A 25,102-nucleotide genomic window follows, 5' to 3' on the forward strand; every position below is an offset into this window, starting at 1 on the left:
ATCTATAGTAAGTTGTAAAGCCTTCTGGCATTTTTTTCTGTCTGTTCTACCACCTCGTCATAAGATAACTGCTTCAGTACTGCGATCTGCTCTGCTACATAGACCAGGTTTAAAGAAGAGTTTCGTTTGCCCCTGTTCGGAACCGGCGCAAGATACGGACAATCCGTCTCAAGCAGCAGGTATTCCAGCGGAGTCTCCTCCACCACTTCCTTCAGTTTTCTGGAATTCTTAAACGTGACAACGCCCCCCACGCCAATATAGAACCCCATCTTCACGTATTCCCTTGCCATCTCAGCTGAATAAGAGAAACAGTGAATCACGCCCTCAAGTCCCAGGGCATGTTCCTTCATAATCTGAAGCGTATCCGCAGCCGCTTCCCGGCTATGGATAATGACCGGCATTTCCAGCTCCCGGGCCAGCTCCAGCTGGCGGATAAACCATTTCTTCTGAACCTCATGACTCTCATTGTCCCAGTAATAGTCCAGCCCAATCTCTCCTACCGCAACCATCTTTTCTTCCTGGAGAACCGCCCGGAGCCTCCTAAAATTTTCTTCATTCAGTTCCCCCACATCATCGGGGTGCACTCCTGCTGCCCCGTATATGAAAGGATATCTTGCAGTCAGTGCCCTGACATCCTCCCAGGATGCCACATCGGAACCTGCATTAACAATAGTCCCAACGCCGCCCTCCTGCATGGAACATAAAAGGGAATCCCTGTCCTCATCAAACTGTTCATCATCATAATGTGCATGTGTATCAAATATCATAAGTGACCTCCCTGGTATACAATATCATATAAAAACCGGACCCTGCATAAGAGGGTCCGGCCCCAATCGCTTCCACGATTATAGCACAATATCATCCACCTTTTCAAATGTATCCATCCGGAAAGATTCAACAGTATTGCCAGCCACTAGATAGAAAGTATCTTTGCTGAACATTCCGCGCCCTTCCGAATATCCGCTCAGTTCCCGTTCAAAAATACACTGGAACCCTTTTTCCTTGTCGTAGGAGAACAAGTAATACTTCTGGCTCTGTCCGTAAGCAGCAAATCCGATCAGATTCCTGTCCGTATTAATCAGAGCCGCTTTGTAGTTGTAAGAAACGTTTGTAGAGTAACAATCCTCCATCACATACTTTTCGATCTCCTTCACATCGGAGGGATCCGAGATATCAAACATGGACAGCTTCACGCCCTCCGTAGTGGTTCCTGTCTCATCCACATCCATCCCGATCCCGAGCAGCAGCCCCTCACCATATGGATGAAGATAATCCGAGAATCCGGGTATCTTCAGGGCCCCGATCACTTCCGGCTTCTCCGGATTGGACAAATCAACAGAAAACAGCGGATCCACCTGCTTGAATGTCACAAAATATCCCGTGCTGCCCATAAACCTCGCCGAATACACCTGCTCATCTTCTGCAAGCCCTTCAATTTTTCCCAGTTCATTCAAATTTTCGTCCAATACATAGAGTGAATTGCTGTCCTTCTTTGTGGATTTGGAAGAAAACGGGGACTCTCCAAACGTTACGATCGGAAACGGGCCTGCACTGCCTGTAGGGCTGACTGTAGTTACCAGCCGCAGTTTTCCCTCATACTCATCAATACTGAACGAATCGTTTAATGTGCCGTCGATCCGCGTCTGTCCCACTGCCTCCAAAGTACCGTCCTTATAAGCCACCTTACGGATACAGGTCTGTGTTACATCGGACTCCTCGGAATTATAATAGGATTCACAAACATAGATGCTGCTTCCGCTAACATACACAAGCCCGGAACTTCCGAATACCGCTTTGCTGTCCAGCTTCCTGCCGGGATCCTTCAGGGAAAAAGCAGAGATGACGGTATACTGGTATCCCCGCACATACTGCGGCAGCAGAATGCTTCCGCTGTCAATGGCCTTTCCCTGCACCTGGGGAATGTATAAATCAATATCGTTCCTTGCAGCCGAAACCTCGGCGTTAAAATTGCTGAACAGGTATACATAGTCTCCCGTCACACGTACCGTATAAAAGCTGCCGCTCTGTGTAATCTTTCCCACAGATTTGGGCTTCTCCGGGTTGCTGACGTCATAAGTCTCTGCCACAGTGTACTGCTTGTAGGTACCGTCATATCCCTCATTGCCGTCATTGTACTCGGTCTTCGTATACACAATAAGCAGTTTATCTCCCTTTATATAGATCTCAGAGATGTACTGGTCGTCCTCTAGCCTGATTGATCCCATCTCCTTCATCTCTTTATTCTCAATGTTGACAATCTGCACCTTCTGCCCATTCAAGATATAAAGTTTCTTACCGTCCGTTTTAACGATATCCCCTTCCTCAACGCCCTCTTCCCTGATATTTGTATCCGAATAGGACGCGCCGCTGTCGGCAGCCCCCGCCGCAGATGTATCGGCTTTGCTCTCGGCAGATTCCGTGCGTGCTAAATTAGACGCACTGCCGTCGGCGGCACTGTCCACACTATACTGCTTCTGGAGCTCCTCCTGGCTCTTTTTCTCCGCCTCGATATATTTATAAATCTCATCATAGTCCCTGGCGGAAGCTATAACCGTATCAGATGTGCCCGAGGCCTCCGTATCCGCCTTGGCTTCATTCGTTCCTCCCGCGTCAGCGGCAGAAGTACTCTCAGTATTTAACATATCTTTATGACCCCCAAGACCGCCAAAAACGGCAATCCCCACAACAATCACACAGCAGGCTGCTGCTGCAGCTGCACTATACGCTGCCTTCCACCGGAAAGGTTTCTTCCCGCCTTTTTCAGTCAGCATCTTTTCTATATTCTCCGGTTTTAGAGATTCGGGGATCTCCACATCATCTGCCATCTCCCGGATCTGCTCCTCCACAGCCTGTTTTTCCACCCGTTCTTCTATTTTGTGCTCATCGGTCCTCTGTTCTTCTGTTTTGTTTCCCCTCGGATTCTCTCTCCCATTCTTCCCGTTTAAATCTTTCCCATCCAAACTCATATCTACACCCCTTTCTACTGCAGCACACGGCGCATCTTATCCAGCGCCCGCGTCTTCTTCGAGCGGACTGTGGCCGGGTTCATCTCCATCATACCGCCGATCTCGTCGCTTTGATACCCGCCAAACACGGAAAATGCCACTATCATCCTCTCGTCTTCATTCAATATCAGGAATGCTTCACGCACATCATGAGCGCCTGCATAATCCCTCTCCGCCGCCGGCATCTCTGCCTCCAGCTCTTCTGTATGCCCCGTATCCCTTAACTTTTTCCTGCACCTGTTACTCAAAATCTTAAAAATCCAACTCCGGAAAGACGCTTCTTTCCTCAGGCTCCCAATATTCTCATAGGCAGATATCACAGCCTCGCTGACCGCATCCTCCGCATCCTGCGGATGTTTCAGCATATAAAGTGAAAATTTATACAGATCCACATAAATTCTCGCGTACAGTTCTGAGAATGCTTTCACATCACCTCTGCGGGCCTTCCTGATCAAGATCAGTTCCGAACAGCTCTCATAATCATACATCTGCACCCCTCCTCTCCTGCTCCGTATCACAGGAGCAGTTATAAACATTCATGAATGAGAACGAAATAGATATTATATTCCGTTCATACATATAAGAGTATCATAAACCATGGTTTGTTGCATTGGAAATGTTTTTTTTGCTGCGGGCGGGGATGAACAAGGGGGGCGCTTGTGGGGAGCGGGAGTTCCGGGGGCGTGGGGAAAACTTCTGTGCACCTTTTTCAAAGCGGGCTGCTTGCCAAGTATCACTAAATAAAAACCACATCGGATGGGGAGGCAGCGAAGGCATTCACCCCGCAATTCTGATGAATTGTGCGGCTCATGCCTTCTTAAATGCTGCTTTGGTGAGCAGCATTTAGCCTCCACATCCGATGTGGTTTTTATTAAGTGATACTACAGCGCGCTCTATGCTTTCGAAAAAGGTGCACAGAAGTTTCCCCCACGCCCCCGGAACTCCCGCTCCCCACAGGCTGGGTTCATCCGGACGGCAGGGCTTGTATTTCCCAGCAGCACCCCATCCGCTCTCGCTCCTTATCCTTTATAGTAGTTGATGAGGCAGCCTTTGAGGATGATTTCCCGTTCTGCGTCTGTGAGTTCTCCCAGGCAGAATTCTGTTTCTTTGAGGCTGTCGCCCACTACGTATGCTTTTATGGTGTCTTGTTTTTCTTCTACGGCTTTTCTGACATCGGGGATGAAGATGTAATCTCCGTTCCTGAATGGCAGGGACTCGTGATTTTCTTTGGTCAAAAGCGGGAGCATTCCCCAGTTGATCAGGTTGGAACGGTAACGCTTTGTGGCATACTCATTCGCAATGTTTGCCCAGCCTCCCAATACTTTCTGGCAGGATGCCGCCTGCTCGCGGGCAGAGCCGTCTCCTGGTTTTACTGCAAATATGGCGCTTCCTACACCCAGGTTTCCTTCTCCTGCTGACGGGTAGGATTCCTGGATCTTTGCCATCACCGGTTTCAGCTCCTCAAGAACGTCCAGCGGGCATGTACCTGCCTCGATTGCCTTTTGGGCTGCCTGTACTTCTTTGGCGCGGGCTACGTATGCAGGGTCTTTTCTGGACAGTGTAAACTCAGCAAGGCCCAGCGGATTGGAACGGTAGGAAGAGGTCTCGCCCGATGGGATCAGCTCATCTGTGGTGGTTACCGGATCATGGATCTCGGAAACGATCTTTACAACCAAGTTCTGTGGTAATGCTGACATGGCCGGCCAGTCTTTGATGTTCGGGCCGAACTTGATCTCTACATCCGGGTCTGCCTCACCTTTGCTGTCGAATACCCGGTTCTCATATATGCTCTTGTCAAAATGATATTTCTGTCCTGTATATTCGACATCCAACGCAGTGGCCGGTGTCAGGAATCCCTTATTGGCAGCTGTTGCAGCAATGGAGCGTGCGTCCATAAGGGCCACGGAAGCAATCTGACCGCTCTGGAGCTTGGAACCCTCACGGTTCGGGAAGTTTCTTGTAGAGTGGCGGATAGAGAATGCATTGTTGGCCGGCGTATCTCCTGCTCCGAAGCAGGGGCCGCAGAAAGCGGTCTTTACGATGGTTCCTGCTGCCATTAAGTCTGCAACCGCCCCGTTTTTAACAAGTTCCATGTAGATCGGAGTACTTGCGGGATAGACGCTGAATGTAAATTCATCATGTCCGATATTTCTTCCTTTGATAATGTCTGCAGCCGCACAGATATTTTCAAATCCGCCGCCCGCACATCCTGCGATAATTCCCTGCTCTACATATAATTTACCGTCAACCACCTTATCCTGGAGCGTATAGTCTACTGCACCGTCCAGGCTTACAAGCGCCTTCTGCTCAACATCGTGCAGAATATCCTTTAGATTTGCGTTCAGTTCATCGATTGTGTAAACATTGCTTGGATGGAACGGCATTGCAATCATCGGCTTGATCTCGCTTAAGTTCACATAAACCATACCGTCATAATATGCTGCTGCACCAGGATTCAGCTCTTTGTAATCCCCGCTTCTGCCATGGATCTCATAGAATTCACGGATCTTATCGTCAGTTTTCCAGATCGAAGACAGACAGGTTGTCTCTGTTGTCATAACGTCAATACCGATTCTGAAGTCTGCGCTCAGCTTGCTGACTCCCGGTCCGACGAATTCCATCACTTTATTGTTAACATAGCCATTTCCAAATGTCGCGCCTATAATTGCCAGAGCCACATCCTGAGGGCCAACGCCTTTCATCGGCTCACCATCCAGGTAAATCGCAATGACTCCCGGCATCTTAATATCATAGGTTTTGTTCAGAAGCTGTTTTACAAGCTCCGGACCGCCTTCTCCCATGGCCATCGTTCCCAGGGCGCCGTAGCGGGTATGGCTGTCTGATCCAAGGATCATCTTTCCGCCGCCTGCCAGCATCTCACGTGCATACTGATGAATGACTGCCTGATGAGGTGGTACATAGACTCCGCCGTATTTCTTTGCACAGGTCAGTCCAAACATATGGTCATCCTCGTTGATCGTTCCGCCAACAGCGCACAAACTATTATGGCAGTTCGTCAGCACATAAGGGATCGGGAATTTCTCAAGCCCTGAAGCCCTCGCCGTCTGGATAATCCCCACAAATGTGATATCATGGGAAGTCAGTTTGTCAAACTTAATCTGAAGATGTTCCATGTCAGATGATGTATTATGCTCTTTCAAAATACCGTAGGCCATCGTATTCTGAGCTGCTTCGTCTTTTGAAACCGGGACAGAAACACTGCCTGTATCTTCAACTATTTCAGTGCCGTTCAGCAGATAGACACCATTATCGTATAGCTTTATCATGTTCGCTCCTCCTAAAGATACTTGATTTTAATCGTTACTGTTAATCATTTTAGCATGTTAAAGAATGGATGTAAATAACGGAAGCGGCAAAAAAGGGCGATGCCGCCGATGGCACCGCCCTTTTTAACCTAATTCGTTTCCCTGAGAATCTTCACTACTTCAAGATCAGTTTCTCCCATTGATATAATATCTTCTTTCTGAATCACGATTGGTTTCTGAACCTTCTTTCCATTCAGGAACGTATGGTTCTTAGAACCTTCATCCCTGAGAAACAGCTTATCTTTGCTCCTCACAATGGCGCAGTGGACCTTAGAAATCTTCCTGTCACCGGGCAGGGAAAGAAATTCCTCAAAAGCAACATCCTTCGTCGTTCTTCCAATCCCGATACTGTCATAGAAAACGAAACTGTAACGCTCTCCCGTATCCGGATCCTCCAGGATAATCTTCCAGCGCCTTTTTTTGCCTGCACCCGCTGCAGGCGTCTTCGGCGGCTGTCCGACAGCCTGTTTTTTCTTTCTCACCGGAGGCCTGTCATCGTAATCATCGTCGTCATAATCATCGCTTTCTCCGCCGTAAGCCTCATCAAGCTCATAATGCCTATATTCTTTTCTCTCTTTTACTATGGTCACTATGGTAACAATTATAGTAACCGCTATCAAAGCAGCTAAAACTATCAGAATAATCCAGTACATCATATGTATATCCACTCCTTCAAGAGTTTATAGTACTATATTTTTACCTTTCAGGCAACCCAATCCGCCATTTTTTATCGCCTGAGCCTGAAATTGTTACTGTTCACACCCGTTGGGCGTGCACAGTAACAAAATGAATTCCCCGTTCTTACTGTCCCGGTTTCTATTCATATTCGCAGATATACCCCAGGAAACCGGTATATGACGATTCTGCCGCCAGCATATCGTCCGGCACGTCATTCCATACAAACCGCTTTTCGCCGTCATAGAAAAACAAATCCATATACTGCTCTTCCAGGCTGCCGTCCTGAAAACTTGGCTCCCCGTTTTTCCATTCGTCAGAACACCAGCTGCCCTCAGAATTCAGCTTCTCCCCAAACAGCTTATTATTCTCATTCACCCAATAATAATCTTTGGAATTGTCGTCTCTTCTTCCCCCAATCCGGAAAAAGATATTGGTCATCCCTGCCCTGCTGATTTCTTTACGTATGTACTCGTATTCTTCTGAACTGTTAATTCTGGCAAGATAACCACCCCGGTTTAAGCAGTCCTGAAACGCCTCTGACCAGGTGCAGTCGCTCTTTATATACTCGTATCTGTGGATTGCCGTATCATCGGCAGGAGCAGAAGCGTCATAGGTGCCTGCATTTTGATCCGCAGCATTTTCATCCTGAGAATTGTCCTTGGAGCTGTCAGTTCCTTCGCCGGCATGATCCCCTGCATTGTCCCCCGTATTATTATTTGCGGGATCCTTTGTCCCATTATCCTTATCGGTGTTGGAAGCGTCACCCTGTTGTGCCGCTGAATTCTTATCCTGTTCCGCCTTCCCTGCAGCATCATTTGAAGTTACCTTCTGGCTGTCCTGCACCTTTTTTCCGGTCACAATCCCAAGCCCAATTCCTGCTGCAAATACAACGATAACTCCGATAATGACAATCACCAGTATCTTCCCGTTGTGTCTTGGCTTTTTCATCTTTTGTCTCCTCCCTTTTCTTCATACTGAAGTTTTCCCAATAGTTACTTATACCCAAAGAGCACCCAGCAATTTATGCCCCTTTGGGACGGGTTACAGCAAGCTGCAAAACTATGTATAGAAAAGACAGAAGCCTCTGATTCTAAGGCTTCTGTCTGCTAGAACTTCCTACAATCTATCCGTATCCTGCGCCTGCACGTCCTTTGCCGCAGCAGCTCCCGCAGCGATACTATTTTATAATCTCTTTAATAATTCTTCTCTTTCTTCTTCATAACCCGGTTTGCCCAGAAGTGCGAACATATTCTTCTTATAGCTTTCCACGCCTGGCTGGTTAAATGGATTCACGCCGAGTAAATATCCACTAACACCGCATGCAAACTCAAAGAAATAGAACAGCTGTCCGAGATAAAACTCATTTTGCTGTGGAACTGTCACCATCAGGTTCGGCACGTTGCCGTCCGTGTGTGCTAGAATCGTTCCGTTCATAGCACTTTTATTGATAAAGTCTACGGTCTTGCCTGCCAGATAATTCAGTCCGTCCAGGTCAACCGGTTCTTCGTTGATAATCAGCTCTTCTCTGGACGTCTCCACATTCAGAACTGTCTCAAATAATATTCTGTTTCCATCCTGGATAAACTGTCCCATGGAGTGCAGATCGGTCGTCAAATCTACTGATGCCGGGAAGATGCCCCGCTGGTCTTTACCTTCGCTCTCTCCATATAACTGTTTCCACCATTCGGATACATAATGCAGGCTTGGCTCATAATTAGCCAGAACCTCTATTGCTTTGCCCTTTCTCAGCAGGATATTGCGTACTGCCGCATACTGCAGGGCCCCATTATCTTTAAAATCATTTTCCAAAGCTTCTTTTCTTCCTGCCTGTGCGCCTTCCATCAGTTTATCGATGTCTGCGCCGCTCACTGCGATCGGCAGAAGGCCTACGGCCGTCAGTACGGAGAAACGTCCCCCGACATCGTCCGGCACTACAAAGCTCTCATATCCCTCTTCTGTAGCAAGGTTCTTCAAAGCTCCTCTGGCTTTGTCGGTCGTAGCATATATTCTCTTTGCTGCGCTCTCTTTTCCATATTTATTTTCCAAAATCTCTTTAAATACACGGAAGGCAATGGCTGGCTCTGTAGTAGTTCCTGATTTTGAAATCATGTTGATGGAAAAATCCCTGTCGCCGACTACGTCAATCAGATCCTTAAGATAAGTACTGCTGATACTGTTACCTACATAGTAGATCTCCGGAGACTTTCTGAGTTCTTTGGATACCACATTGGCAAATGAATGTCCAAGGAAGTCAATTGCAGCTCTTGCTCCCAAATAAGAGCCGCCGATTCCGATTACCAACAACACCTCAGAATCACTGCGGATCTGCTCTGCCGCTTTCTTGATCCGTGCAAATTCTTCTTTATCATAATCAACCGGAAGGTCAATCCATCCAAGGAAATCATTTCCCGCGCCTGTCTTTGCAACAAGCTTGTCCTTTGCCTGGGCTGCCAGTTCGCTCATATATTCCATTTCATGTTCCTGAATAAAACTACTTGCTTTTGAATAATCAAATGTAACTTTGTTAGCCATTGTTTACCCTTCCTCTCTAATATCGTCTTTTACAAGCTAATTCTACCAAATATGCCCACCTTAATCAAGCTAAAAACTCCTCTAAAATTTGGCGAATTGCCTCTTCTTTTAGTGCAGGCTGCTCATCATCTTCCTCCATTTTTTCTTTTACTGTCCGGCGGATCACCTGTCTCGCCGCTTCCCCTTTTTCTACCCTGCGCGGTTCTCCTTCAATATTGATCGACAGTGCAGGTTCCTCCCGCTGTGCCGCCGCTCTGGATGCCCCCGCAGTTTCGGGGCTGATAACATCTATATTCTCCTTCTCGGTCTGTTTCACCTTCTTATAACGGTGAGCGCAGACATTTTCAAGGTAATCAACCATATAATTCTTTGCTGCTTTTACTTTATAAGATTCATCGGACAGCTGGCTGATTACAAACAACGCAACCATTTCCGCCGCCCCTACTGCAATATACTGGTACATCGCCTCACACAGCCCATGTGCCAGGTAGTGCCCTGCCGCTCCCAGCGCCGCCAGGATTCCGGAAAACCAAATACTCTGTATTTCCAATTGTCTCCACGTATGTACTTTAAAAAGAAATCCCCGGTATTCATATATGTACTTCTCCACAAATGCTCCCACATTGTCTACCTTATCGTGTATCATACACGCGTGCTCATATTTTGCCCGCACGAGCTTCATCAGTTTGTGTGTGCTCTTTGACATATTGCCTGACGCCTTTACCAGACGGCGGAGGGTAACCTGGTTCACGAGCTTGGCCAGTACCCCAATGACACCCACCGCAATCATCAGATAGAAGATTACGTTTGTGTCGGCTGCTACATTTTTAAACATAATAAGACCTCCTGTTTTTATGGTTGTGCCACAACTACCATTTTTTGGTGTGAGCCTATTATAGCCCAACTTTTCCGTACTTGCCGCAAAAACCGTTCTACATAATTCGCCATTTCAGAGTGTTTTTAAGGAAAGACAGGAATATCTCAGGGTTAAGAAACATAGAATTTAAGAACGGCCTCAATCCTTCAATTTAACACATCATTTATCTTCACAGTGCATTCTCTGCCTTAAGAAAACTCCTGTCATTTAATCGGGGAAAAACTCGAAAATTGGCACACGAAAATGTACTGGTAATTTCCCCTTCATTTTGCTATAATCAACATATCTGATAAATGCTGGTAAAATACGGGTTATAGTGCCGCCATAACACCCCAATGCCAGATTAAAATCATTATTTGCAGGAGGATAAAAACATGCAGTATAAGACAAGCGGAGTCTGTTCGCAAATGATCAACTTCGATATCGAAGACAATAAGGTAAGAAATGTAGCCTTTGTTGGAGGGTGCGCCGGCAATCTGCAGGGCATAGCCCGCCTGATAGAAGGCATGGATGTGGATGAGGCTATCTCCAGAATAGAAGGTATCCGCTGTGGTTTCAAAAGTACATCCTGTCCCGATCAACTCGCACTAGCATTAAAAAAAGCAACCGGAAGATAATCCGATTGCTTTTTCTATGTTTAGTACATGAACCATATAATAAAAGATCCCCCTCCTTGAACAATTGAAGCAGCTGTCATGCGGCGCGCATAAAAAAATTTGTGGTGTTTTCTCGGTACAGGTCTTTTCTATAATCAATTAATGGTTAATAGTTTCTCCTGTATGCGGTACACTTGACAGCTGCTTCAATTGCTCAAAGAGAGGGGGTACAGGGTGGTAAAGTTAATATTAATTTACGTAGATACCGTCGGTGAGTGAGGTGGCTTCGTCGTATGGCTTTTCTGCAGTCATTCCAGCTACATGATCTGCATGGACTCTATAATAGTATCCACGATCCACCATCATCATTTTGTTAGTGCTTACATAATATGTATTACGGTCCTCTACCTGCCAGCAGTCTATTTGATCCCATTTACCCGTTTCTTGATTATACTGATCAACATAAATAACTGTAGAGATGTAATCTACTACATGATCTGCTGTTGTAGCCGCATATACGTATATTCTACCAACGCCCGACTTTGTTATGGAACACTCTCCATCCATCAAATGTTCGCCTCTTGTCACTATACTCCCATCAGTATTACCTGTTGAAGTATCTAGTGTAGTGAGATATGAACCGTCAACTTTTATAACCTTATCTTCTGAAGCTCTAACATCCGTTACAGATATAACGCAAATACTTAAAGCTAATAACAATGTAGATAATGTGGCAAATATTCTTTTTCTCATCCTTATCATCCTCTTATGTGTTCTATTAAATAAACAATTGAGTGTATTAAAACTTACGCCTTTAATCAAAAAATATCAAATTTTCTATTAATCCTAAAAATTCGTCTTCTTCCATAACTCCTTTAACTTGATAATAAACCCCTTGATAATCAAATTTAGCTACAAATCTATACTTATTTGATTTTTTATATTTTTTTATATCTATGTTTTGATTATGGTTTTCAATTACAAAACTATCTATTAGCGTGTCTTCCTCTTTTTGACTTAATGATGAATCTAAATTATTTAAATATATAGAATAACGTATAATCTCATCATTATATGAATAAAATAGTTGTGCTCTTTTCTGCTCTTCATCTATAGTATATTCTGATAAGTACATATCTTTAGGCTTACTGCCCAGTCTTACTGCTACAACCCCCAGTCGCTCTCTAATTTCTCTATATGCAGTAACTTCCTCACCATCTTCGGATTCTTGTGTTTCCATATCTTTAACATTAACAACTTGCATTGCCTGTCCACCATGAATCTTCTCCCATAGTATTTTCAAATATGACTTACTCCCCACGCTAGTCACACTCGTTCCAACCACCAAAACAAGTACCGCCGCAAATGCAATTATAAACCTCCTTCCACGCGGCATACGTAATACACTGGTCTTCCTCCCTTCTTTTTTCTTCCCCTTTTTCTCATCACTGTTAAGATGTTTGTGGTATTCTGTATTGACTTCAAACAGCTTTGGTTCGTCCTCTTTCTTTTTCAGGAGTTCTCTGCCAAGGCGTAATGCTTCTCTGTCTTCTTCTGAAAGAAAACTTTCCGGATTATCTTTTGTACGTTCGGTAAAATTTGGAGCAAGTTCCTCCCCAAACTCTGCTGTATTTTCTCCAGTGCTGTGCTCTTGTCCACGTCTCTTCTCGTATGCCTGAATTTCAGCTAGAAGTGCAGCTTCCATCCTGCCAGATACCTGGATATCTTTAAGATCAGGATTTTCCGCTATTTTCCTTTCCACCCTCTCAGCTGCATTCTCCACTTCTTCTTGCAGTGATAATTTTTTGTTTTGTTTCATGCTTATTCCCCTTATTTTGGCTACTACTTTTTCTTGACTTTTTACTAAATAAGTTTAATATGAAATTATATGTGTTTTATCGGTTATATGCAAGTATAACTTTTAAATTTTTAAGCATAATATGAACATTTCAAATCTGGAGGTTTTCATTATGAAAAGAATCATACTCACCGGTGGAGGAACTGCCGGGCATGTCACCCCCAATATTGCACTGATTCCCCGGCTGAGGGAACTGGGTTACGATATCCAATACATAGGATCTTACAAAGGGATTGAGAAGGAACTCATTGAGCCTTTTGGTATCCCTTATCATGGTATTTCTTCCGGAAAGCTGCGGCGCTATTTCAGCGTTCAGAACTTTACAGATCCTTTTCGAGTAATAAAAGGGTTTGGGGAGGCTCATTCCATTATAAAGGAATTGAAACCTGATGTTATCTTTTCCAAAGGGGGATTCGTTTCTGTTCCCGTTGTACTGGCCGGCAAGCGGTGCAAGGTACCGACCATTATCCACGAGTCTGATATGACACCGGGACTTGCCAACAAGCTAGCCATCCCATCGGCAACCAAAATCTGCTGTAATTTCCCGGAGACCCTTGAGTCTCTTCCGCTGGAAAAGTCTATCCTTACCGGTTCCCCGATCCGGCAGGAGCTGCTGTCCGGCAACAAAATTGCTGCACTGGATCTATGCGGCTTCGCGGCGGATAAGCCCGTCATCCTTGTAATCGGAGGAAGCCTTGGCTCAGTGGCCGTCAACAATGCAGTACGCCTTGCTCTCCCTGAGCTTCTGGAGTATTTCCAGATCGTTCACCTCTGCGGCAAAGGCAAAGTTGATAATTCCCTTAATGGCCTGAGAGGCTACGCACAGTTTGAATATATCAAAAATGAGCTTCGGGATATATTCGCCCTGGCAGATATCGTTATTTCAAGGGCCGGTGCAAATGCAATCTGCGAGCTGTTAGCACTTAGAAAGCCGAATCTTTTGATCCCACTTTCGGCCAATGCCAGCCGCGGCGACCAGATTCTAAATGCCCGCTCATTTGAAAGGCAGGGCTTTAGTATGATCCTTGAAGAAGAGGAGCTTACAAAAGAGTCTCTCCTCGAAGCTGTCCGGAGGCTTTACGATAACCGCAGTTCTTATATGGACGCTATGCGGGATTCCAGACAGCAGGATTCCATTGATACAATTATAGGACTTGTAGAAGAGATAAGTTTATAGTAATTGTCGGATTGCAACACAACCAGGAAAACAGGTGGCGTATAGACACCTGTTTTCTTATACTCGGTTCAATTCGTCATATTCTACGCCAAACTCTTTCTTTATCCAGCTTTTGGCTCTGTGCAATACACTATGCAGCACTTCGACACGGACTCCCATTTGTTCAGCAACTTTTGCCTGTGGTATTTCCAGATAATATACCAGCGTAATCGCCTCATACCATCTGGGATTTTTCTCAAGCAGTGCCTCAAAGATACGCTCGTGAAGTTCGGAGCGATCTAAATCTTTCAACTCTTCCATAAACGTTTCTTCAGCACTCTCCACAGTTTCCCGAACAAAGTCTTCCTCATTAAAATTTTCTCCAAGTATCTCCCGACTGGCCTTCTTGTTATAATTCAACGCGTAATTCTTAGCAGTCGTATACAGCCACGATTTAATATTGCTGTGATTCATGTGGTTGTAATAAATATATAATTGGAGAAACGTATTCTGAGTAATATCTTCTGCCACATCGTAATTGCCCGAATATGTATATGCTGCTTTTAAAACGAGATTTTTATATTCTTCATAGATCTCATCAAACTCACGATTATCAGTCAACATTTTTATCCCCGGTTATTAAATCACTTTACTTAATATTTCTTCTTTGTCCTCATCTGAAAGTTCGCCCATCTTCCAGCCCAATCCTACTTTATCGCCTTCATATCTAGGAATCATATGCATGTGAAAATGAAATACTGTCTGACCTGCGGGCTCCTCATTGTTTTGAACAATGTTATAACCGTCACACCCCAACACGTCTTTGAGCTTAAGTACCATCTTTTTAGCAAGAACCAATACCTTAGCTGCAAGCTCATCATCCAGGTCATACAGATTGCGGTAATGCTCCTTCGGTATAATCAAAGCATGTCCCCTGGACGCAGGATTCAGGTCTAAAATCACACGAAAGTCATCGTCTTCATACAGCGTTGCTGATGGAATTTCACCCGATGCCAGCTTACAAAAAATGCAATTTTCGTCTTTCATAGCTTTTCCTCATTTCTTCTTTTAGAATGTTTTAACTTTAGTATATCCCATTTTCAACTAAATGAGAAGCTCTTTTATCAGCATTATTCTGTCGAAACTTGTCAATCTGATTTTGTTGAACACTGCCCACCATCGTGCTAGACTACAATTATAACGTACTATAAGGAGGGCATAAATATGTTACATAATGTTGACATCAATAAAATGAACACTCTCATGGAGGAAAACCATGATGCAAAACAGATCATTAGTCAGCTGTTAGAAAATCATCATGAAACGGTGTCCGCAATTGCTCATGAAATACGAAATCCGCTGACACTTGTTTCCTCGTCCTTGCAGGTTATGGAAATCCAGCATCCTGAAGTACGTGATTTTCCACACTGGCGTCAGACGATCGACGATGTAGAATTTATGTGTCAGCTGTTAAACGAGCTTTCTACTTTTAATAATGGCGATACTCTGCACTATTCTGTCTTTTCTATCGAACGTCTCCTAAAGAACATTGCCGTCTCATTTGCAATTTCTATCGACAGCGAAGATTCCGATATTGAATTCACATCCTCTATTCCTGCCGGTCTGGGCGATTACACTGGTGACAAAGTCAAGCTGGAAGAAGTATTCTTAAACCTTCTTCGAAATGCTAAAGAATCTATAACAGGTGAAGGCCGCATACATTTTTCGGCCAGCCGTCATAATGACTCTCTGACAATTCAATGCAAGGATACCGGATGCGGTATTGCGGAAGAAATCATAGATTACATCTTTGAGCCGTTTAAAACCTATAAAGAGGGTGGGACAGGCCTTGGGCTGTCATTGTCCAAACGAATCATCGAATCCCATGGTGGTTCCATATCGGTAGACTCCAAAGTGGACGAAGGTTCCACGTTTACAATTATTCTTCCCATATAGTACGGTATTGCTGAATTAATTAATCATAGAATACTGTACCAGCCGCGCCACGCTGCCTGCGGTACAGAACCGCCGCCATCACAAATCCGCAGACAAGACCGCCAACATGGGCCGCATTGTCTACTCCTGAGCTTGTAAAGCCAAAATACAGGCTCAGGACTACCATAACCAAAAGTCCACGGTTTGTCAGCCTTCCCACTCTTCCATGATTTTTCAAGACTACGCACAGCAGCGCTCCCATGAGACCGAATATGGCTCCTGAGGCTCCTGCCGATACCACCATCTTATCTGTACTCATATTCATCCACAATGAAAGCAGATTCCCCCCCAGCCCTGATATAAAGTAAATAATCAGAAACTTGATCCGGCCGGTCTCCAGTTCCAGGTTCCAGCCAAGTGCTCCCAGCAGTACCATATTGTTCAGCAGATGTTCGATACCAAAATGCAGGAACAAGCAGGTAAAGATCCGGTAATACTGATGCCCTTCCACAACATAAGGCCCGTACATAGCCCCATGCTCGAGCATAAACAGGGTATCTTCCGTAGCTCCCATAACAGAAAGCACCAGAAATACTCCAATATTAATTACAATCAATGCGGTGGTGCACACTGCTTTTTGATTTTTCTCCAAGATGACTCTCCTTTTCTTAACTGCTCTTCTATATTATAATAGCTCTCTGCCCTTCTGTCTATGAAAGAATCAAGCACCTTATCCGAAATTGTAAATATTTTACTCCGAATGAGATGCTTTTGTATTTTATCATGTATCCTTAATTTATTGTTTAGATTTTATAACCTCACATATCCTCTTCTTCCTTCCCGTTCGTCTCCAGAATCAGGTCCTTCCAGCTGCCCCATTTTGTCTTTTTTAACCGATCTGCAGTTTTCTTCCATGGGCTCCAATGCCCTCCCATCTCCCGGATTGTCTCCACATCGGCAACCGGTTCATATTCTTCTTCCTCAAGAGAAAACAGATTTTCCCGGGACAGCTGCTCCCCGTCCTCCGGGGTATCCGCATTTACAGGTTCCGGCCCGCGTCTTTTTTCTTCGTGAATCCGGTATTCCTCCATAATTTTTTCAAGATCGTAATTTTCCTGCAGCGTTGCTTTATGAAGCTCATAAGCCAGCATAATGCCTTCCGTATCCTCATAATCAAGCTTCCGGACAAAATATTCGGTTATCACATGGAAAGCCTCACAGAGGGACTTTTTCCTGCCGGGCAGATAACAGAAATGCCAGGTATCTTTACCATAAAACATAAATTCAGGGTAGAGTAAGAGTCCGTCCGGATTCAGCATAAAACGCCGGAGCGCCTTAACCACTTCCATCAGACGGTTCACAAATCCCAGCATATCCTCCTTTTTAATTGCAGATGCCTCAAATAAAGATTTCATCGACAATAACCCCGTCACCGTGTAACTGTATCTGCTCTTCCCATCCATCCCACACCCCGCTATTTCAAGCAGACCGGGTATTTTATTTTCCCGGAGCATATGTATCTGATAATCCTCTTCATACAAGCGGGGGATATCTATATGCAGGCTTACCCTGTTCAGTTCTTTTTCATAACCTGTCTTCATAATTATCTATTCCTCCTGGTCTGTCAATGACTCTAAGTGTCTTTTCTTTCTTATCTTTTTCTCCGGTCCCGGTATCCTGGTGATCTGCACTGCCTGTACACGCATCCTGCCCCTGCCTGCACGGGCCGTAACTCTGGCCTGGGTTTTATCCAGCTCAACTTCAACGTCTGTCAGCCTCAGCCAGATCAGTTTTCCCTCCGTACGCTCCTGGTAAAACCTCTGCAGATCTGGTTCTCCGCCGCCCTGCTGCCTGTCCGACTGGGCCGCCAGCACCGCCGTTTCTGCTGCCGCCCCCAGCAATATGTTTTTGTCATGCCAGTAGAATACGATATATATCGTCAAAATAATCACGAAAATTACAATCGGAAAAATATATGCCATTTCCACTGTCACGCTTCCATTTAGCTCTCTTTTCTTCTTTAATACGTCTTCCATTTTAAGTCTCATTGTACGCCACACATCCATAGAAAATAGGACGCCAGCAAAAACGGAATAAACGGATATCCCGCCTTTCTGTCAAAGCCTTTATATACCAAAAGGGCCGCTGCAAACAGCGCCGAAAAGAGGAAAGCACCGGACAAGACAGCCAGCAGATTCCGGAACCCTAGATATACCCCCATAATAAGTATCAGTAGGCTGTCCCCATATCCAAAGCCTTCCTTTGTTACCCTGCTTACCGCTATAAATACCACCCCTGTAACAGCACCCGCCAGTGCGGAAAAATCAAGAGTCCCCGTCTGGCAGATACGGGCAGCCGCAGCCCCAGCCCCTCCCGCCGCAAGAAACCACAGAGGAATCCTTCTGGTCCAAATATCTATCACTGACAAGATGCATAAGTATACGGCGCATCCTATTCTGCTTATTTCGAGCATCTGCTGCAGCCTCCTTTCAAGCCAACTTCAGACTTTTTTACTGCATGTATGGTTCTTTTGAGTCCACTGCAGCTTAATGAATTGTGGTACTTTCCTCCTGTATTTGTAATATAAACTCCGGCGAAAGCATCTCCGTGTACGCATTTTTCGCATCTGTAATACCTACCGCCGTCCTCGTTGCGGATCCCGGAAAGTCCTGAGTACGGCACAAACCGGACTGACAGCTGCAGATATGTACATTGGTAGTCCTCGTGATAAACCAAAGCTGTATCCGTTATATATACAATCTCCTCTCCGTCGGAATTTCCATCCCTTTTTAAATAACCGGTCCAGGCCTTTACCCTCATTTCTTCCCTGAATTTTGCTTTCAGATTCGTGAACTGCGGAAAGGGAAGACTTACGGCATATTCCACAGAGACATGAATCTCCCCCGTAAGTACAGACATATATGTCCTGCTGCAGTTAAGCCCAGAACTGCCTCCTGCCAGAATACTCCGATCCAGGCGGCCAGCTCCCGCGGCTTCTACGATATCCTGTCGGAATTTTACCAGGTTCACGACAGGCAGCATAACCGTATCCTCCGCGGCTGTCTTAGCTGCGCTCTGCACAGCGTTTCGGATACATGTCCTTACAGATTGTATTTCCAGCAAATAGACCAGGCTCAATACCGCGAATAAAAATATGGGAACCGCCAGTGCCGCTTCTATGGTAACGCTTGCTTTTGAACCCAATGCAGATGCCCTTTCTATGTTCGAGTCGGGTGAGTTTTCATTTGATTGTGTCATCGCAGTTTTTCCTTTCTTTATATTTTTTTGATTGGGATATATTTGCCTGCCGGAAGGGATGCGCCGGCAGGGTTTGAAGAAAGGGCATCTGCATTGGGTTCAAAATTTTATCTGTATCCAAAATATAACGGAAACTGGTAGGTCAGCCCCTCACGAATGACTGCTTTATTCTGAACTCTTAACCGGACGATACAGGCGTCTGCACAGAAAGACAAACCGCCCTTTTCAGTTCTCATGTTTTGTTCGACACGGTCCAGCGCCTTCATGACCAGAACATCCTCCTCTTTTAAAAAAAGAAGGATTCTGAGGTAATCTGTATAGGAGAGTCCCCCCTCGGTATCCGCACCTTCCTGCAGATCCTCCCCCGTTCCCAGTGTCATAAGAGACGAGAGCGACAGCTGCCAGTTTGTGCTGTTTTTCACCAGGGCAGCTTTTTTCCCCGCCATTAAAGAACGCAGATCCATCAGGCTCTCTCCAAATGCCCAGGCTGCAAGGAGCGCTTGTTTCACAATTCCTGATACAGCCGGAAGCGCTGCAAGCGTCGAAAGACTCAGCGCCAGCGCCTCGGCCTCGGCCTGCTTCGCAGTATCTGTCTGCAGATAAAGATAATTAATCCCAAACCGGATTCCAAGAAGCTTCTTCACGACTGCTTCCAGATTCTCCCGGTCCGAGGCACAGCCCGAAAGTATGTATTCCATTTCATATACCAGACTGCGTTTTCCACTTACTTCATTTACCGCGCTGCCAAATTTTTTAATCAGATATTCATGAAACAGCAGCCGCTCTTCTATGCCTTCCATCCCCTGCCTTGTATAGAAACTGCCCCTGCCATATCTCAGCTTCCTTCCACTGGGCTGTTCTCCCGGAGCAATCTGCCCGTTTGAGAGTTGGTAATCCTGCGGCAGTACGAGCTGAAGGATTCCAGATTTTTTCAGTTCAGCTACATGCGGCAGAGGATTTTCCTCATCGGGCAGCGCATTGCCACTGTCTGCCAAAATATCTTCCAGTTCCGTATTGATCTCCGAATTCTGCCTGTCTGCTTCTTCTCCCTGCATCTTTTGTTCCTCCCATATTCCAGTCCGGTCAGCCAGCTCACGTATGGCCGCTATTCCGTATGTCTCTTCCATGTAGGCAAGCGCCTGCTCTTTGAATGCGCTTCCGTTTCTGTCAGTCAGGTACTGGATCCCCTGGATATCATGTTCCATACCGCTTGTGCCATAGTAGTGCATACGGTCTGTCAGATATTTCTCTTCATAAGAATCCGCGCCATAGCTTCCATCAATTGCCAATAACTCATATTCTTCCAGAAGTTCTCTGCTATACTCGCCAAAGACAGAGAACACGGCGCGGTCGGCATCCAGACGTTTTAGATTTTTAGCCACCTGGATAGATGTACTCTCTAGAATCGCTGTGATAAATGAGATAAGAAGAACAAAAATAAGACTCAAAAATGCCGTTATCTCGCCCCGCTTCCCCATTAAATACCCGAACTTTCACTTGTTATCTTTTCAAAAATTGAGTTCACCAGGCTGATCAGCTGGGTTTTAAATATCAAAACTAAGGCTATAATTACCACCAGTATTAAAATCAGCTCTACGACAGACAGCCCCGTAGAGTCACATAAAACTACTTTTGCCCTGCCCAACCTCTGTTTTAATCTCCCTACAATTCTCTTCATTTGTTTCCTCCTCTCAGATCTGTATCGTAAAAAATGCCGGAACCACAATCATAATCAGTACCACCGCCAGCATCAGGAACATCGGCCCCAACATCTTTGTTCCGGCTTCCTCCCCCAACTTCCTGGCCTGTTTTTTTCTGTCCTCCAGTGCATCCGCGGCTTCCCTTTTGAGCAATTCATTCATCCCCCTGCCCCCTTTCCGCAGATTCTGTGACAAAAGTGCGCCAAACCTTCGATACGCCGGCAGACCGCACCTGCTGCCAAACCGTTCATAGCATTCCCCCTCTGTGACGCCGCCCTGAATCTCGTGCATCGTATAGGACATTTCCTCATAGGCAATCCGGGAACCTTTTCTATCCCTTCTTTTTTCATACTCTTCCACCATCTTGAACCATGCTTTGCGAACGCTCATTCCCGCTCCCAGGAACAGGGTGAACTGGCTGATCAGCTGTGGATAGTCTGTGGACAACTGTCTCTTCCGCTCCTCCACCATCTGTTTATGTTTCTGCCTGTCCAGAAAAAAGACTGCCGCTGCCGCCACGATTCCCAGAACGAATAGTCCCGCTGCCCTCGACTCTCCCGGATATTTCCATGTTATTTTACTCCCATCCACGCTGCCCGGCAGAATCAAATATTTTTCTTCCGGTTCGGCCAGCTCTGCCTCCCGCAGTGCCTTCTGTAGTTTTTGCATCTTTTGTTCTTTTTCATTTAACCTGGGAGGAAAGACGTTTACATAAAAGGAATGTACAGCCTCCTCCCCGCCATATGTAAGTACTGCACGCAGCTCAACCAACGTACCTTCTTCCTGCAGATGTTCCTGCTGCAGCTCCCCCAGAAGATTAACGATTTCGTAATTTCCGGACTCCCACGACACATTAATTCCCATACCCGGCACCTGATCCGCCAGTTTCAGATTATGCCTGACTTCATCCAGGCTCTCATTTTCTCCCAGCACAGCCTTTTCCAGTCGTTCTCCGGCCTTCTTAAATATCTCCGGAAGTTCCTCTTTCTGATACCGCTGCTCTTCTACCTGTACAGTCAACGGCGCCTTGTCTCCGTCTACCCGGGCCTCCAGTTCCACCTTTTTACTTCCCTCACCGTGGCTGCCACGGGCAAGTACACTTTTTCCTTCTGCATTTTTCTCCGGCCTCCGGCGGCTGTCAGCAGCCAGCATCAGGAGTGATATTACGCTTGCAGCCAAAAAGATAATTCCCATTCTTCCATACACTGTGTTTCGCTTCTTCATAATCTACACCTCTATATCCACCAGCTTTTCTCCCATCCGGTAAGCGGCCGCATATATCAGCAGACATCCCGTCATCAGCGCGGCTCCCCCCAGATTCCCGTAAAGCACCTTCATAAAATCCGGAAAAGCCATTCTCATATAAAACAGAATGCCAAATGGTATGATACACATCACCTGAAATTCCAGCTTTTTAGAAGCTAGAAGCGTCTGTATCTCCTTTTCCGCTTCAATCTTATCACTGATATCCCTGACCGCACTTTTGAGTATCGCTATGCTGTCCCCTCCTGTCCGCTTTGCCGCAGCAAATACCGTTACGAAGTTCTCTACATCCTCCTGACTGACCCTGGCCGCCAGATCATTCATGACCTGTTCAACCGGCTGGTTCATATCCAGCTGATGGATCATCCGCTCAAATTCTTTTCGTATTCTGCTGTCCTTCCGAAACAACGGCTTCAAATCCCGGGCAGTCTCGCGCAGCGCATTCTCCACGGAATATCCCACGTTGAGAGCCGATGCCATGGTTTGAATACTGACCCGAAACTGTTCCCTGAATTCCTGCTCTTTTTTCCGGAACTGCCTGGACTTCCAGTAGAGCAGATAGACATATAAGGCGGGCAGAAGCGCCAGCGCCGCAATCCACGTATCGTAGAAAAGATATGCGGTCATGCATAGAAGCAAAATCCCATTTATCAATGCCTGTATATATTCCTTACAGCGTATATCCTGCTGCCAGCAGCTTTTCCCGGTTGACAAGCTCTTCCACTTTCATAAGCCGTCCTTTAACTTTTCCATCTTCTGATCCCTCCTCCTGATACGCAAAAAGTGTCTGTATCTGTACCTCACCATCTTCATAGCCCAATACTTCTGCTATCTCCATTACTTTTCTGCTTCGGTCTCTCAGCCGCCCCAGGTGGATAATAATATCAAGGGCCGAAGCCACCTGCCGCTGGATTGCGGTAAAAGGCATATCAATCCCCATCATCATCATCGTCTCCAGACGGTGCAGCATATCCACGCAATTATTCGCATGGCCGGTGGACATAGAACCGCTGTGCCCATTTAGCATGGCCGAGGAAATCATATCCACGGTTTCCTCACCCCGAACCTCTCCGACCAGGATTCTGTCCGGACGCATCCGCAGTGCCGACTTGATCAGATCCCGTATGGTCACTGCCCCGGATCCCTCCAGGTTGGCATTCCTTGCTTCCAGCCTGACCAGATTGGGAACGCCTTTAATCTGCAACTCAGCATTGTCCTCAATGGTAATCAGCCGCTCATCTTTTGGTATATAATCAGACAGGGCATTCAGAAATGTGGTCTTCCCGGCCCCGGTTCCGCCGCTGACAAATATGTTGTACCTGGAATGCACCAGGAGCTTTAGAAACCCCACCGCCTCGCTGCTTATGCTGCCCCACGCAATAAGCTGCTCCATTGTTACCTTCTCCTTGGGAAACTTCCGGATCGTCATAATGGGACCGTTCAATGCAACAGGTTTTAATACCACATTCACACGGGACCCGTCCTCCAGCCTCGCGTCAACAATGGGGGAGGCTTCGTTCACATACCGGTTTGTTCTGGATACAATCTGCTGTATGACATCCTCCAGCTTTCCCGGAGAAAGGAAGTGCCTGTCCGATTCGTATATCTGTCCTCCTTTCTCCAGAAAAATATGATCTGTGCCGTTGATCATAATCTCCGTAATATCATCGTCCTCGATCAGATCCTGAAGGATATCCAGCTTTCTGAATGCATGAAACAGTTCTCTGCTCAGCTTAATTTTTTCCTGCAGTGGTATGTAAGTTTCTCCTCCCGCCTGATTGAGTACGGAATGTATGAGATCCAGCAGTTCATCATCCTCCATCTCCCTGCCCATATCCATCTCTTGCAGCACTCTGCCGTATAACTCTTCTAACTGCTCTATGCCTCCTCACCAGCCTTTCTCGCAACCCGTTTCTGTACGGTATGTTCCAGCACATCCTCATAGCCCGTCCGCCTCAAGTTCTCAAAATACTGCTTCAGCTTTGCCGAAGAAACCGGCTCATCCGTATACAACGTATACACTGTGCGGCATTCCCTTAGTATGCGGTACAGACCGTTTACACCGTCCCCCAGATCCAAGATCACGGATTTATAAATGGACTGATCAAAAATGGCTTCAAACAGTCTTAGCCACTCAGCCTCTTCAACCGCCCTCAGATCCTGAATAACCGGCATCGGAGAAAGATAATCCAGTGCCCCCGCCCTGCCGGCCATGGCGCTTATTCTCAGTCCAATATTCGCCTTATCCTGCCTCAGATAATACAAGAGATCCGTCAGGTTATGCTCCGTTTCCTCCGGAAAATAATGGCTTGTCCCGGAATACTCCTCCAGATTCAGATACAGAACCGGCCCTTCTTTGGAGAGCTCCCTGCCAAGCTCCAGCGCAAACTTTGTCTTTCCGATCCGGTGCACCGGAGAATAAACACCGATCAGCTGCCCCTCTCCCCTGCCTTTGAATCTCCCCGGTATTTCCTCACCGTCCAAGGCCTCCTCCAGGATAAGGCTGAGGATCCTATCTGCAGATTGATACTTAAAGATCCCCCTTTCTTCCGGAAGAAGCCCGCTGTCTTCCCCCTTAATCAATACGTAACGCCTGTCAGCGTTCATCTGCTGCCTCTGTTCGGGCGGGCAGTCTTCCCCCAGCAGCAGGATGTGGACTTGTTTCTGCTGTGAAAATGCCTCCAGATGATCTGTGTCCTGAAAAAGATGCATCTGAAACCCCAGCTCCCTGTGAGAGCCTACGGCCTGCATAAGATTCTTTGCGTACTCCTGCTCCGCATCCCATATTACAAAATTCTTTGGATGCAACTTGTCCCTCCTTTTTTCATTTTTAATAAAACAACGTTTGAAAATACCGCTGCGAATATGCAGCATGATTCTTACATGATGGTTAGTTCATCGTCCCAACCCAAGATACA

At 46.1% G+C, this 25,102-nt stretch carries 26 protein-coding genes; 3 read left to right on the forward strand and 23 right to left on the reverse strand.

Features of this window, described 5'->3' with window-relative positions; genetic code table 11:
• Positions 1–2: 2 nt before the first annotated feature.
• The 8 genes from MWG26_RS21795 to MWG26_RS21830 form a co-directional block, all read right to left on the reverse strand.
• Positions 3–767, reverse strand: a complete 765-nt coding sequence (locus MWG26_RS21795; protein ID WP_025653749.1) for a TatD family hydrolase — start codon at positions 765–767, stop codon at positions 3–5.
• A 78-nt stretch (positions 768–845) separates the two neighbouring features.
• Positions 846–2,966: a beta-propeller domain-containing protein gene (locus MWG26_RS21800; RefSeq protein WP_081732964.1), complete on the reverse strand. Its 2,121-nt coding sequence runs from the start codon at positions 2,964–2,966 to the stop codon at positions 846–848.
• Between the two features lie 14 nt (positions 2,967–2,980).
• A complete protein-coding gene (locus MWG26_RS21805) occupies positions 2,981–3,493 on the reverse strand; it encodes an RNA polymerase sigma factor (RefSeq protein WP_025653751.1) in 513 nt (170 codons plus the stop codon).
• A 531-nt stretch (positions 3,494–4,024) separates the two neighbouring features.
• Complete coding sequence (locus MWG26_RS21810) at positions 4,025–6,292, reverse strand: hydratase (RefSeq protein ID WP_025653752.1); 2,268 nt, start codon at positions 6,290–6,292, stop codon at positions 4,025–4,027.
• A 128-nt stretch (positions 6,293–6,420) separates the two neighbouring features.
• Positions 6,421–6,987, reverse strand: coding sequence for an FHA domain-containing protein (locus MWG26_RS21815; protein WP_153917704.1), 567 nt, complete (start codon positions 6,985–6,987; stop codon positions 6,421–6,423).
• A gap of 160 nt (positions 6,988–7,147) precedes the next feature.
• Positions 7,148–7,957, reverse strand: coding sequence for a C-type lectin domain-containing protein (locus tag MWG26_RS21820; protein WP_025653754.1), 810 nt, complete (start codon positions 7,955–7,957; stop codon positions 7,148–7,150).
• 234 nt (positions 7,958–8,191) lie between these two features.
• Positions 8,192–9,541, reverse strand: coding sequence for a glucose-6-phosphate isomerase (locus MWG26_RS21825; RefSeq protein ID WP_025653755.1), 1,350 nt, complete (start codon positions 9,539–9,541; stop codon positions 8,192–8,194).
• Positions 9,542–9,605: 64 nt separating this feature from the next.
• Entirely contained in the window at positions 9,606–10,376 is a 771-nt protein-coding gene (locus MWG26_RS21830; protein WP_025653756.1) for a hypothetical protein, read from the reverse strand.
• A 416-nt stretch (positions 10,377–10,792) separates the two neighbouring features.
• Between MWG26_RS21830 and MWG26_RS21835 the strand changes: the two genes are divergently transcribed.
• Complete coding sequence (locus MWG26_RS21835; RefSeq protein WP_025653757.1) at positions 10,793–11,035, forward strand: TIGR03905 family TSCPD domain-containing protein; 243 nt, start codon at positions 10,793–10,795, stop codon at positions 11,033–11,035.
• Between the two features lie 228 nt (positions 11,036–11,263).
• On the opposite strand, the gene MWG26_RS21840 is transcribed toward MWG26_RS21835, so the two are convergent.
• Positions 11,264–11,767 carry a hypothetical protein gene (locus tag MWG26_RS21840; RefSeq protein WP_025653758.1) on the reverse strand — a complete coding sequence of 168 codons (504 nt, stop codon included), beginning with the start codon at positions 11,765–11,767 and terminating at the stop codon, positions 11,264–11,266.
• A gap of 61 nt (positions 11,768–11,828) precedes the next feature.
• On the reverse strand, positions 11,829–12,833 hold the full coding sequence (locus MWG26_RS21845; protein ID WP_025653759.1) for a DUF4367 domain-containing protein: 1,005 nt from the start codon (positions 12,831–12,833) through the stop codon (positions 11,829–11,831).
• Positions 12,834–12,984: 151 nt separating this feature from the next.
• Here MWG26_RS21845 and MWG26_RS21850 point away from each other — a divergent pair, with 151 nt between their 5' ends.
• Positions 12,985–14,049: an undecaprenyldiphospho-muramoylpentapeptide beta-N-acetylglucosaminyltransferase gene (locus MWG26_RS21850; protein ID WP_025653760.1), complete on the forward strand. Its 1,065-nt coding sequence runs from the start codon at positions 12,985–12,987 to the stop codon at positions 14,047–14,049.
• Between the two features lie 57 nt (positions 14,050–14,106).
• Here MWG26_RS21850 and MWG26_RS21855 read toward each other — a convergent pair whose 3' ends face one another.
• Positions 14,107–14,652, reverse strand: a complete 546-nt coding sequence (locus MWG26_RS21855) for an RNA polymerase sigma factor (RefSeq protein WP_025653761.1) — start codon at positions 14,650–14,652, stop codon at positions 14,107–14,109.
• A gap of 15 nt (positions 14,653–14,667) precedes the next feature.
• A complete protein-coding gene (locus tag MWG26_RS21860; RefSeq protein ID WP_025653762.1) occupies positions 14,668–15,075 on the reverse strand; it encodes an HIT family protein in 408 nt (135 codons plus the stop codon).
• Between the two features lie 177 nt (positions 15,076–15,252).
• Between MWG26_RS21860 and MWG26_RS21865 the strand changes: the two genes are divergently transcribed.
• Positions 15,253–15,984 carry a sensor histidine kinase gene (locus MWG26_RS21865; RefSeq protein WP_025653763.1) on the forward strand — a complete coding sequence of 244 codons (732 nt, stop codon included), beginning with the start codon at positions 15,253–15,255 and terminating at the stop codon, positions 15,982–15,984.
• Positions 15,985–16,003: 19 nt separating this feature from the next.
• Here the strand turns inward: MWG26_RS21865 and MWG26_RS21870 are convergent, their stop codons facing one another.
• From MWG26_RS21870 to MWG26_RS21920, 11 genes are all read right to left on the reverse strand, one after another.
• Positions 16,004–16,615: a rhomboid family intramembrane serine protease gene (locus MWG26_RS21870; protein ID WP_025653764.1), complete on the reverse strand. Its 612-nt coding sequence runs from the start codon at positions 16,613–16,615 to the stop codon at positions 16,004–16,006.
• Between the two features lie 166 nt (positions 16,616–16,781).
• Positions 16,782–17,564 carry a DUF6382 domain-containing protein gene (locus MWG26_RS21875; protein WP_025653765.1) on the reverse strand — a complete coding sequence of 261 codons (783 nt, stop codon included), beginning with the start codon at positions 17,562–17,564 and terminating at the stop codon, positions 16,782–16,784.
• Positions 17,565–17,570: 6 nt separating this feature from the next.
• A complete protein-coding gene (locus MWG26_RS21880; RefSeq protein WP_025653766.1) occupies positions 17,571–17,999 on the reverse strand; it encodes a TadE/TadG family type IV pilus assembly protein in 429 nt (142 codons plus the stop codon).
• An 8-nt stretch (positions 18,000–18,007) separates the two neighbouring features.
• A complete protein-coding gene (locus tag MWG26_RS21885) occupies positions 18,008–18,436 on the reverse strand; it encodes a prepilin peptidase (RefSeq protein ID WP_025653767.1) in 429 nt (142 codons plus the stop codon).
• Positions 18,424–19,221, reverse strand: coding sequence for a pilus assembly protein (locus tag MWG26_RS21890; protein WP_025653768.1), 798 nt, complete (start codon positions 19,219–19,221; stop codon positions 18,424–18,426). Before MWG26_RS21890 ends, MWG26_RS21885 begins: the two co-directional genes overlap by 13 nt.
• Positions 19,222–19,328: 107 nt before the next feature.
• Entirely contained in the window at positions 19,329–20,669 is a 1,341-nt protein-coding gene (locus tag MWG26_RS21895) for a DUF5702 domain-containing protein (protein ID WP_244062779.1), read from the reverse strand.
• Between the two features lie 29 nt (positions 20,670–20,698).
• The gene (locus MWG26_RS21900) at positions 20,699–20,899 is read right to left on the reverse strand and encodes a Flp1 family type IVb pilin (protein ID WP_025653770.1); all 201 of its coding nucleotides are present in this window, start codon (positions 20,897–20,899) and stop codon (positions 20,699–20,701) included.
• Positions 20,900–20,912: 13 nt separating this feature from the next.
• Complete coding sequence (locus MWG26_RS21905) at positions 20,913–22,145, reverse strand: type II secretion system F family protein (protein WP_025653771.1); 1,233 nt, start codon at positions 22,143–22,145, stop codon at positions 20,913–20,915.
• A gap of 3 nt (positions 22,146–22,148) precedes the next feature.
• Complete coding sequence (locus MWG26_RS21910) at positions 22,149–22,811, reverse strand: type II secretion system F family protein (protein ID WP_081732967.1); 663 nt, start codon at positions 22,809–22,811, stop codon at positions 22,149–22,151.
• Positions 22,812–22,854: 43 nt separating this feature from the next.
• A complete protein-coding gene (locus MWG26_RS21915) occupies positions 22,855–24,066 on the reverse strand; it encodes a CpaF family protein (RefSeq protein WP_025653773.1) in 1,212 nt (403 codons plus the stop codon).
• The gene (locus MWG26_RS21920; protein WP_025653774.1) at positions 24,063–24,992 is read right to left on the reverse strand and encodes a P-loop NTPase family protein; all 930 of its coding nucleotides are present in this window, start codon (positions 24,990–24,992) and stop codon (positions 24,063–24,065) included. The genes MWG26_RS21915 and MWG26_RS21920 overlap by 4 nt, the downstream gene beginning before the upstream one ends.
• Positions 24,993–25,102 lie beyond the last annotated feature (110 nt).

Source organism: Faecalicatena contorta (assembly GCF_022835095.1).
GTDB classification, from domain to species: domain Bacteria; phylum Bacillota; class Clostridia; order Lachnospirales; family Lachnospiraceae; genus Faecalicatena; species Faecalicatena contorta.

Bases quoted from the DNA above. Each gene is read 5' to 3' on its own strand.
- MWG26_RS21795 (WP_025653749.1), bottom strand. From the start codon at position 767: ATGATATTTGATACACATGCACATTATGATGATGAACAGTTTGATGAG.
- MWG26_RS21800 (WP_081732964.1), bottom strand. From the start codon at position 2,966: ATGAGTTTGGATGGGAAAGATTTAAACGGGAAGAATGGGAGAGAGAAT.
- MWG26_RS21805 (WP_025653751.1), bottom strand. From the start codon at position 3,493: ATGTATGATTATGAGAGCTGTTCGGAACTGATCTTGATCAGGAAGGCC.
- MWG26_RS21810 (WP_025653752.1), bottom strand. From the start codon at position 6,292: ATGATAAAGCTATACGATAATGGTGTCTATCTGCTGAACGGCACTGAA.
- MWG26_RS21815 (WP_153917704.1), bottom strand. From the start codon at position 6,987: ATGATGTACTGGATTATTCTGATAGTTTTAGCTGCTTTGATAGCGGTT.
- MWG26_RS21820 (WP_025653754.1), bottom strand. From the start codon at position 7,957: ATGAAAAAGCCAAGACACAACGGGAAGATACTGGTGATTGTCATTATC.
- MWG26_RS21825 (WP_025653755.1), bottom strand. From the start codon at position 9,541: ATGGCTAACAAAGTTACATTTGATTATTCAAAAGCAAGTAGTTTTATT.
- MWG26_RS21830 (WP_025653756.1), bottom strand. From the start codon at position 10,376: ATGTTTAAAAATGTAGCAGCCGACACAAACGTAATCTTCTATCTGATG.
- MWG26_RS21835 (WP_025653757.1), top strand. From the start codon at position 10,793: ATGCAGTATAAGACAAGCGGAGTCTGTTCGCAAATGATCAACTTCGAT.
- MWG26_RS21840 (WP_025653758.1), bottom strand. From the start codon at position 11,767: ATGAGAAAAAGAATATTTGCCACATTATCTACATTGTTATTAGCTTTA.
- MWG26_RS21845 (WP_025653759.1), bottom strand. From the start codon at position 12,833: ATGAAACAAAACAAAAAATTATCACTGCAAGAAGAAGTGGAGAATGCA.
- MWG26_RS21850 (WP_025653760.1), top strand. From the start codon at position 12,985: ATGAAAAGAATCATACTCACCGGTGGAGGAACTGCCGGGCATGTCACC.
- MWG26_RS21855 (WP_025653761.1), bottom strand. From the start codon at position 14,652: ATGTTGACTGATAATCGTGAGTTTGATGAGATCTATGAAGAATATAAA.
- MWG26_RS21860 (WP_025653762.1), bottom strand. From the start codon at position 15,075: ATGAAAGACGAAAATTGCATTTTTTGTAAGCTGGCATCGGGTGAAATT.
- MWG26_RS21865 (WP_025653763.1), top strand. From the start codon at position 15,253: ATGTTACATAATGTTGACATCAATAAAATGAACACTCTCATGGAGGAA.
- MWG26_RS21875 (WP_025653765.1), bottom strand. From the start codon at position 17,564: ATGAAGACAGGTTATGAAAAAGAACTGAACAGGGTAAGCCTGCATATA.
- MWG26_RS21880 (WP_025653766.1), bottom strand. From the start codon at position 17,999: ATGGAAGACGTATTAAAGAAGAAAAGAGAGCTAAATGGAAGCGTGACA.
- MWG26_RS21885 (WP_025653767.1), bottom strand. From the start codon at position 18,436: ATGCTCGAAATAAGCAGAATAGGATGCGCCGTATACTTATGCATCTTG.
- MWG26_RS21890 (WP_025653768.1), bottom strand. From the start codon at position 19,221: ATGACACAATCAAATGAAAACTCACCCGACTCGAACATAGAAAGGGCA.
- MWG26_RS21900 (WP_025653770.1), bottom strand. From the start codon at position 20,899: ATGAAGAGAATTGTAGGGAGATTAAAACAGAGGTTGGGCAGGGCAAAA.
- MWG26_RS21905 (WP_025653771.1), bottom strand. From the start codon at position 22,145: ATGAAGAAGCGAAACACAGTGTATGGAAGAATGGGAATTATCTTTTTG.
- MWG26_RS21910 (WP_081732967.1), bottom strand. From the start codon at position 22,811: ATGACCGCATATCTTTTCTACGATACGTGGATTGCGGCGCTGGCGCTT.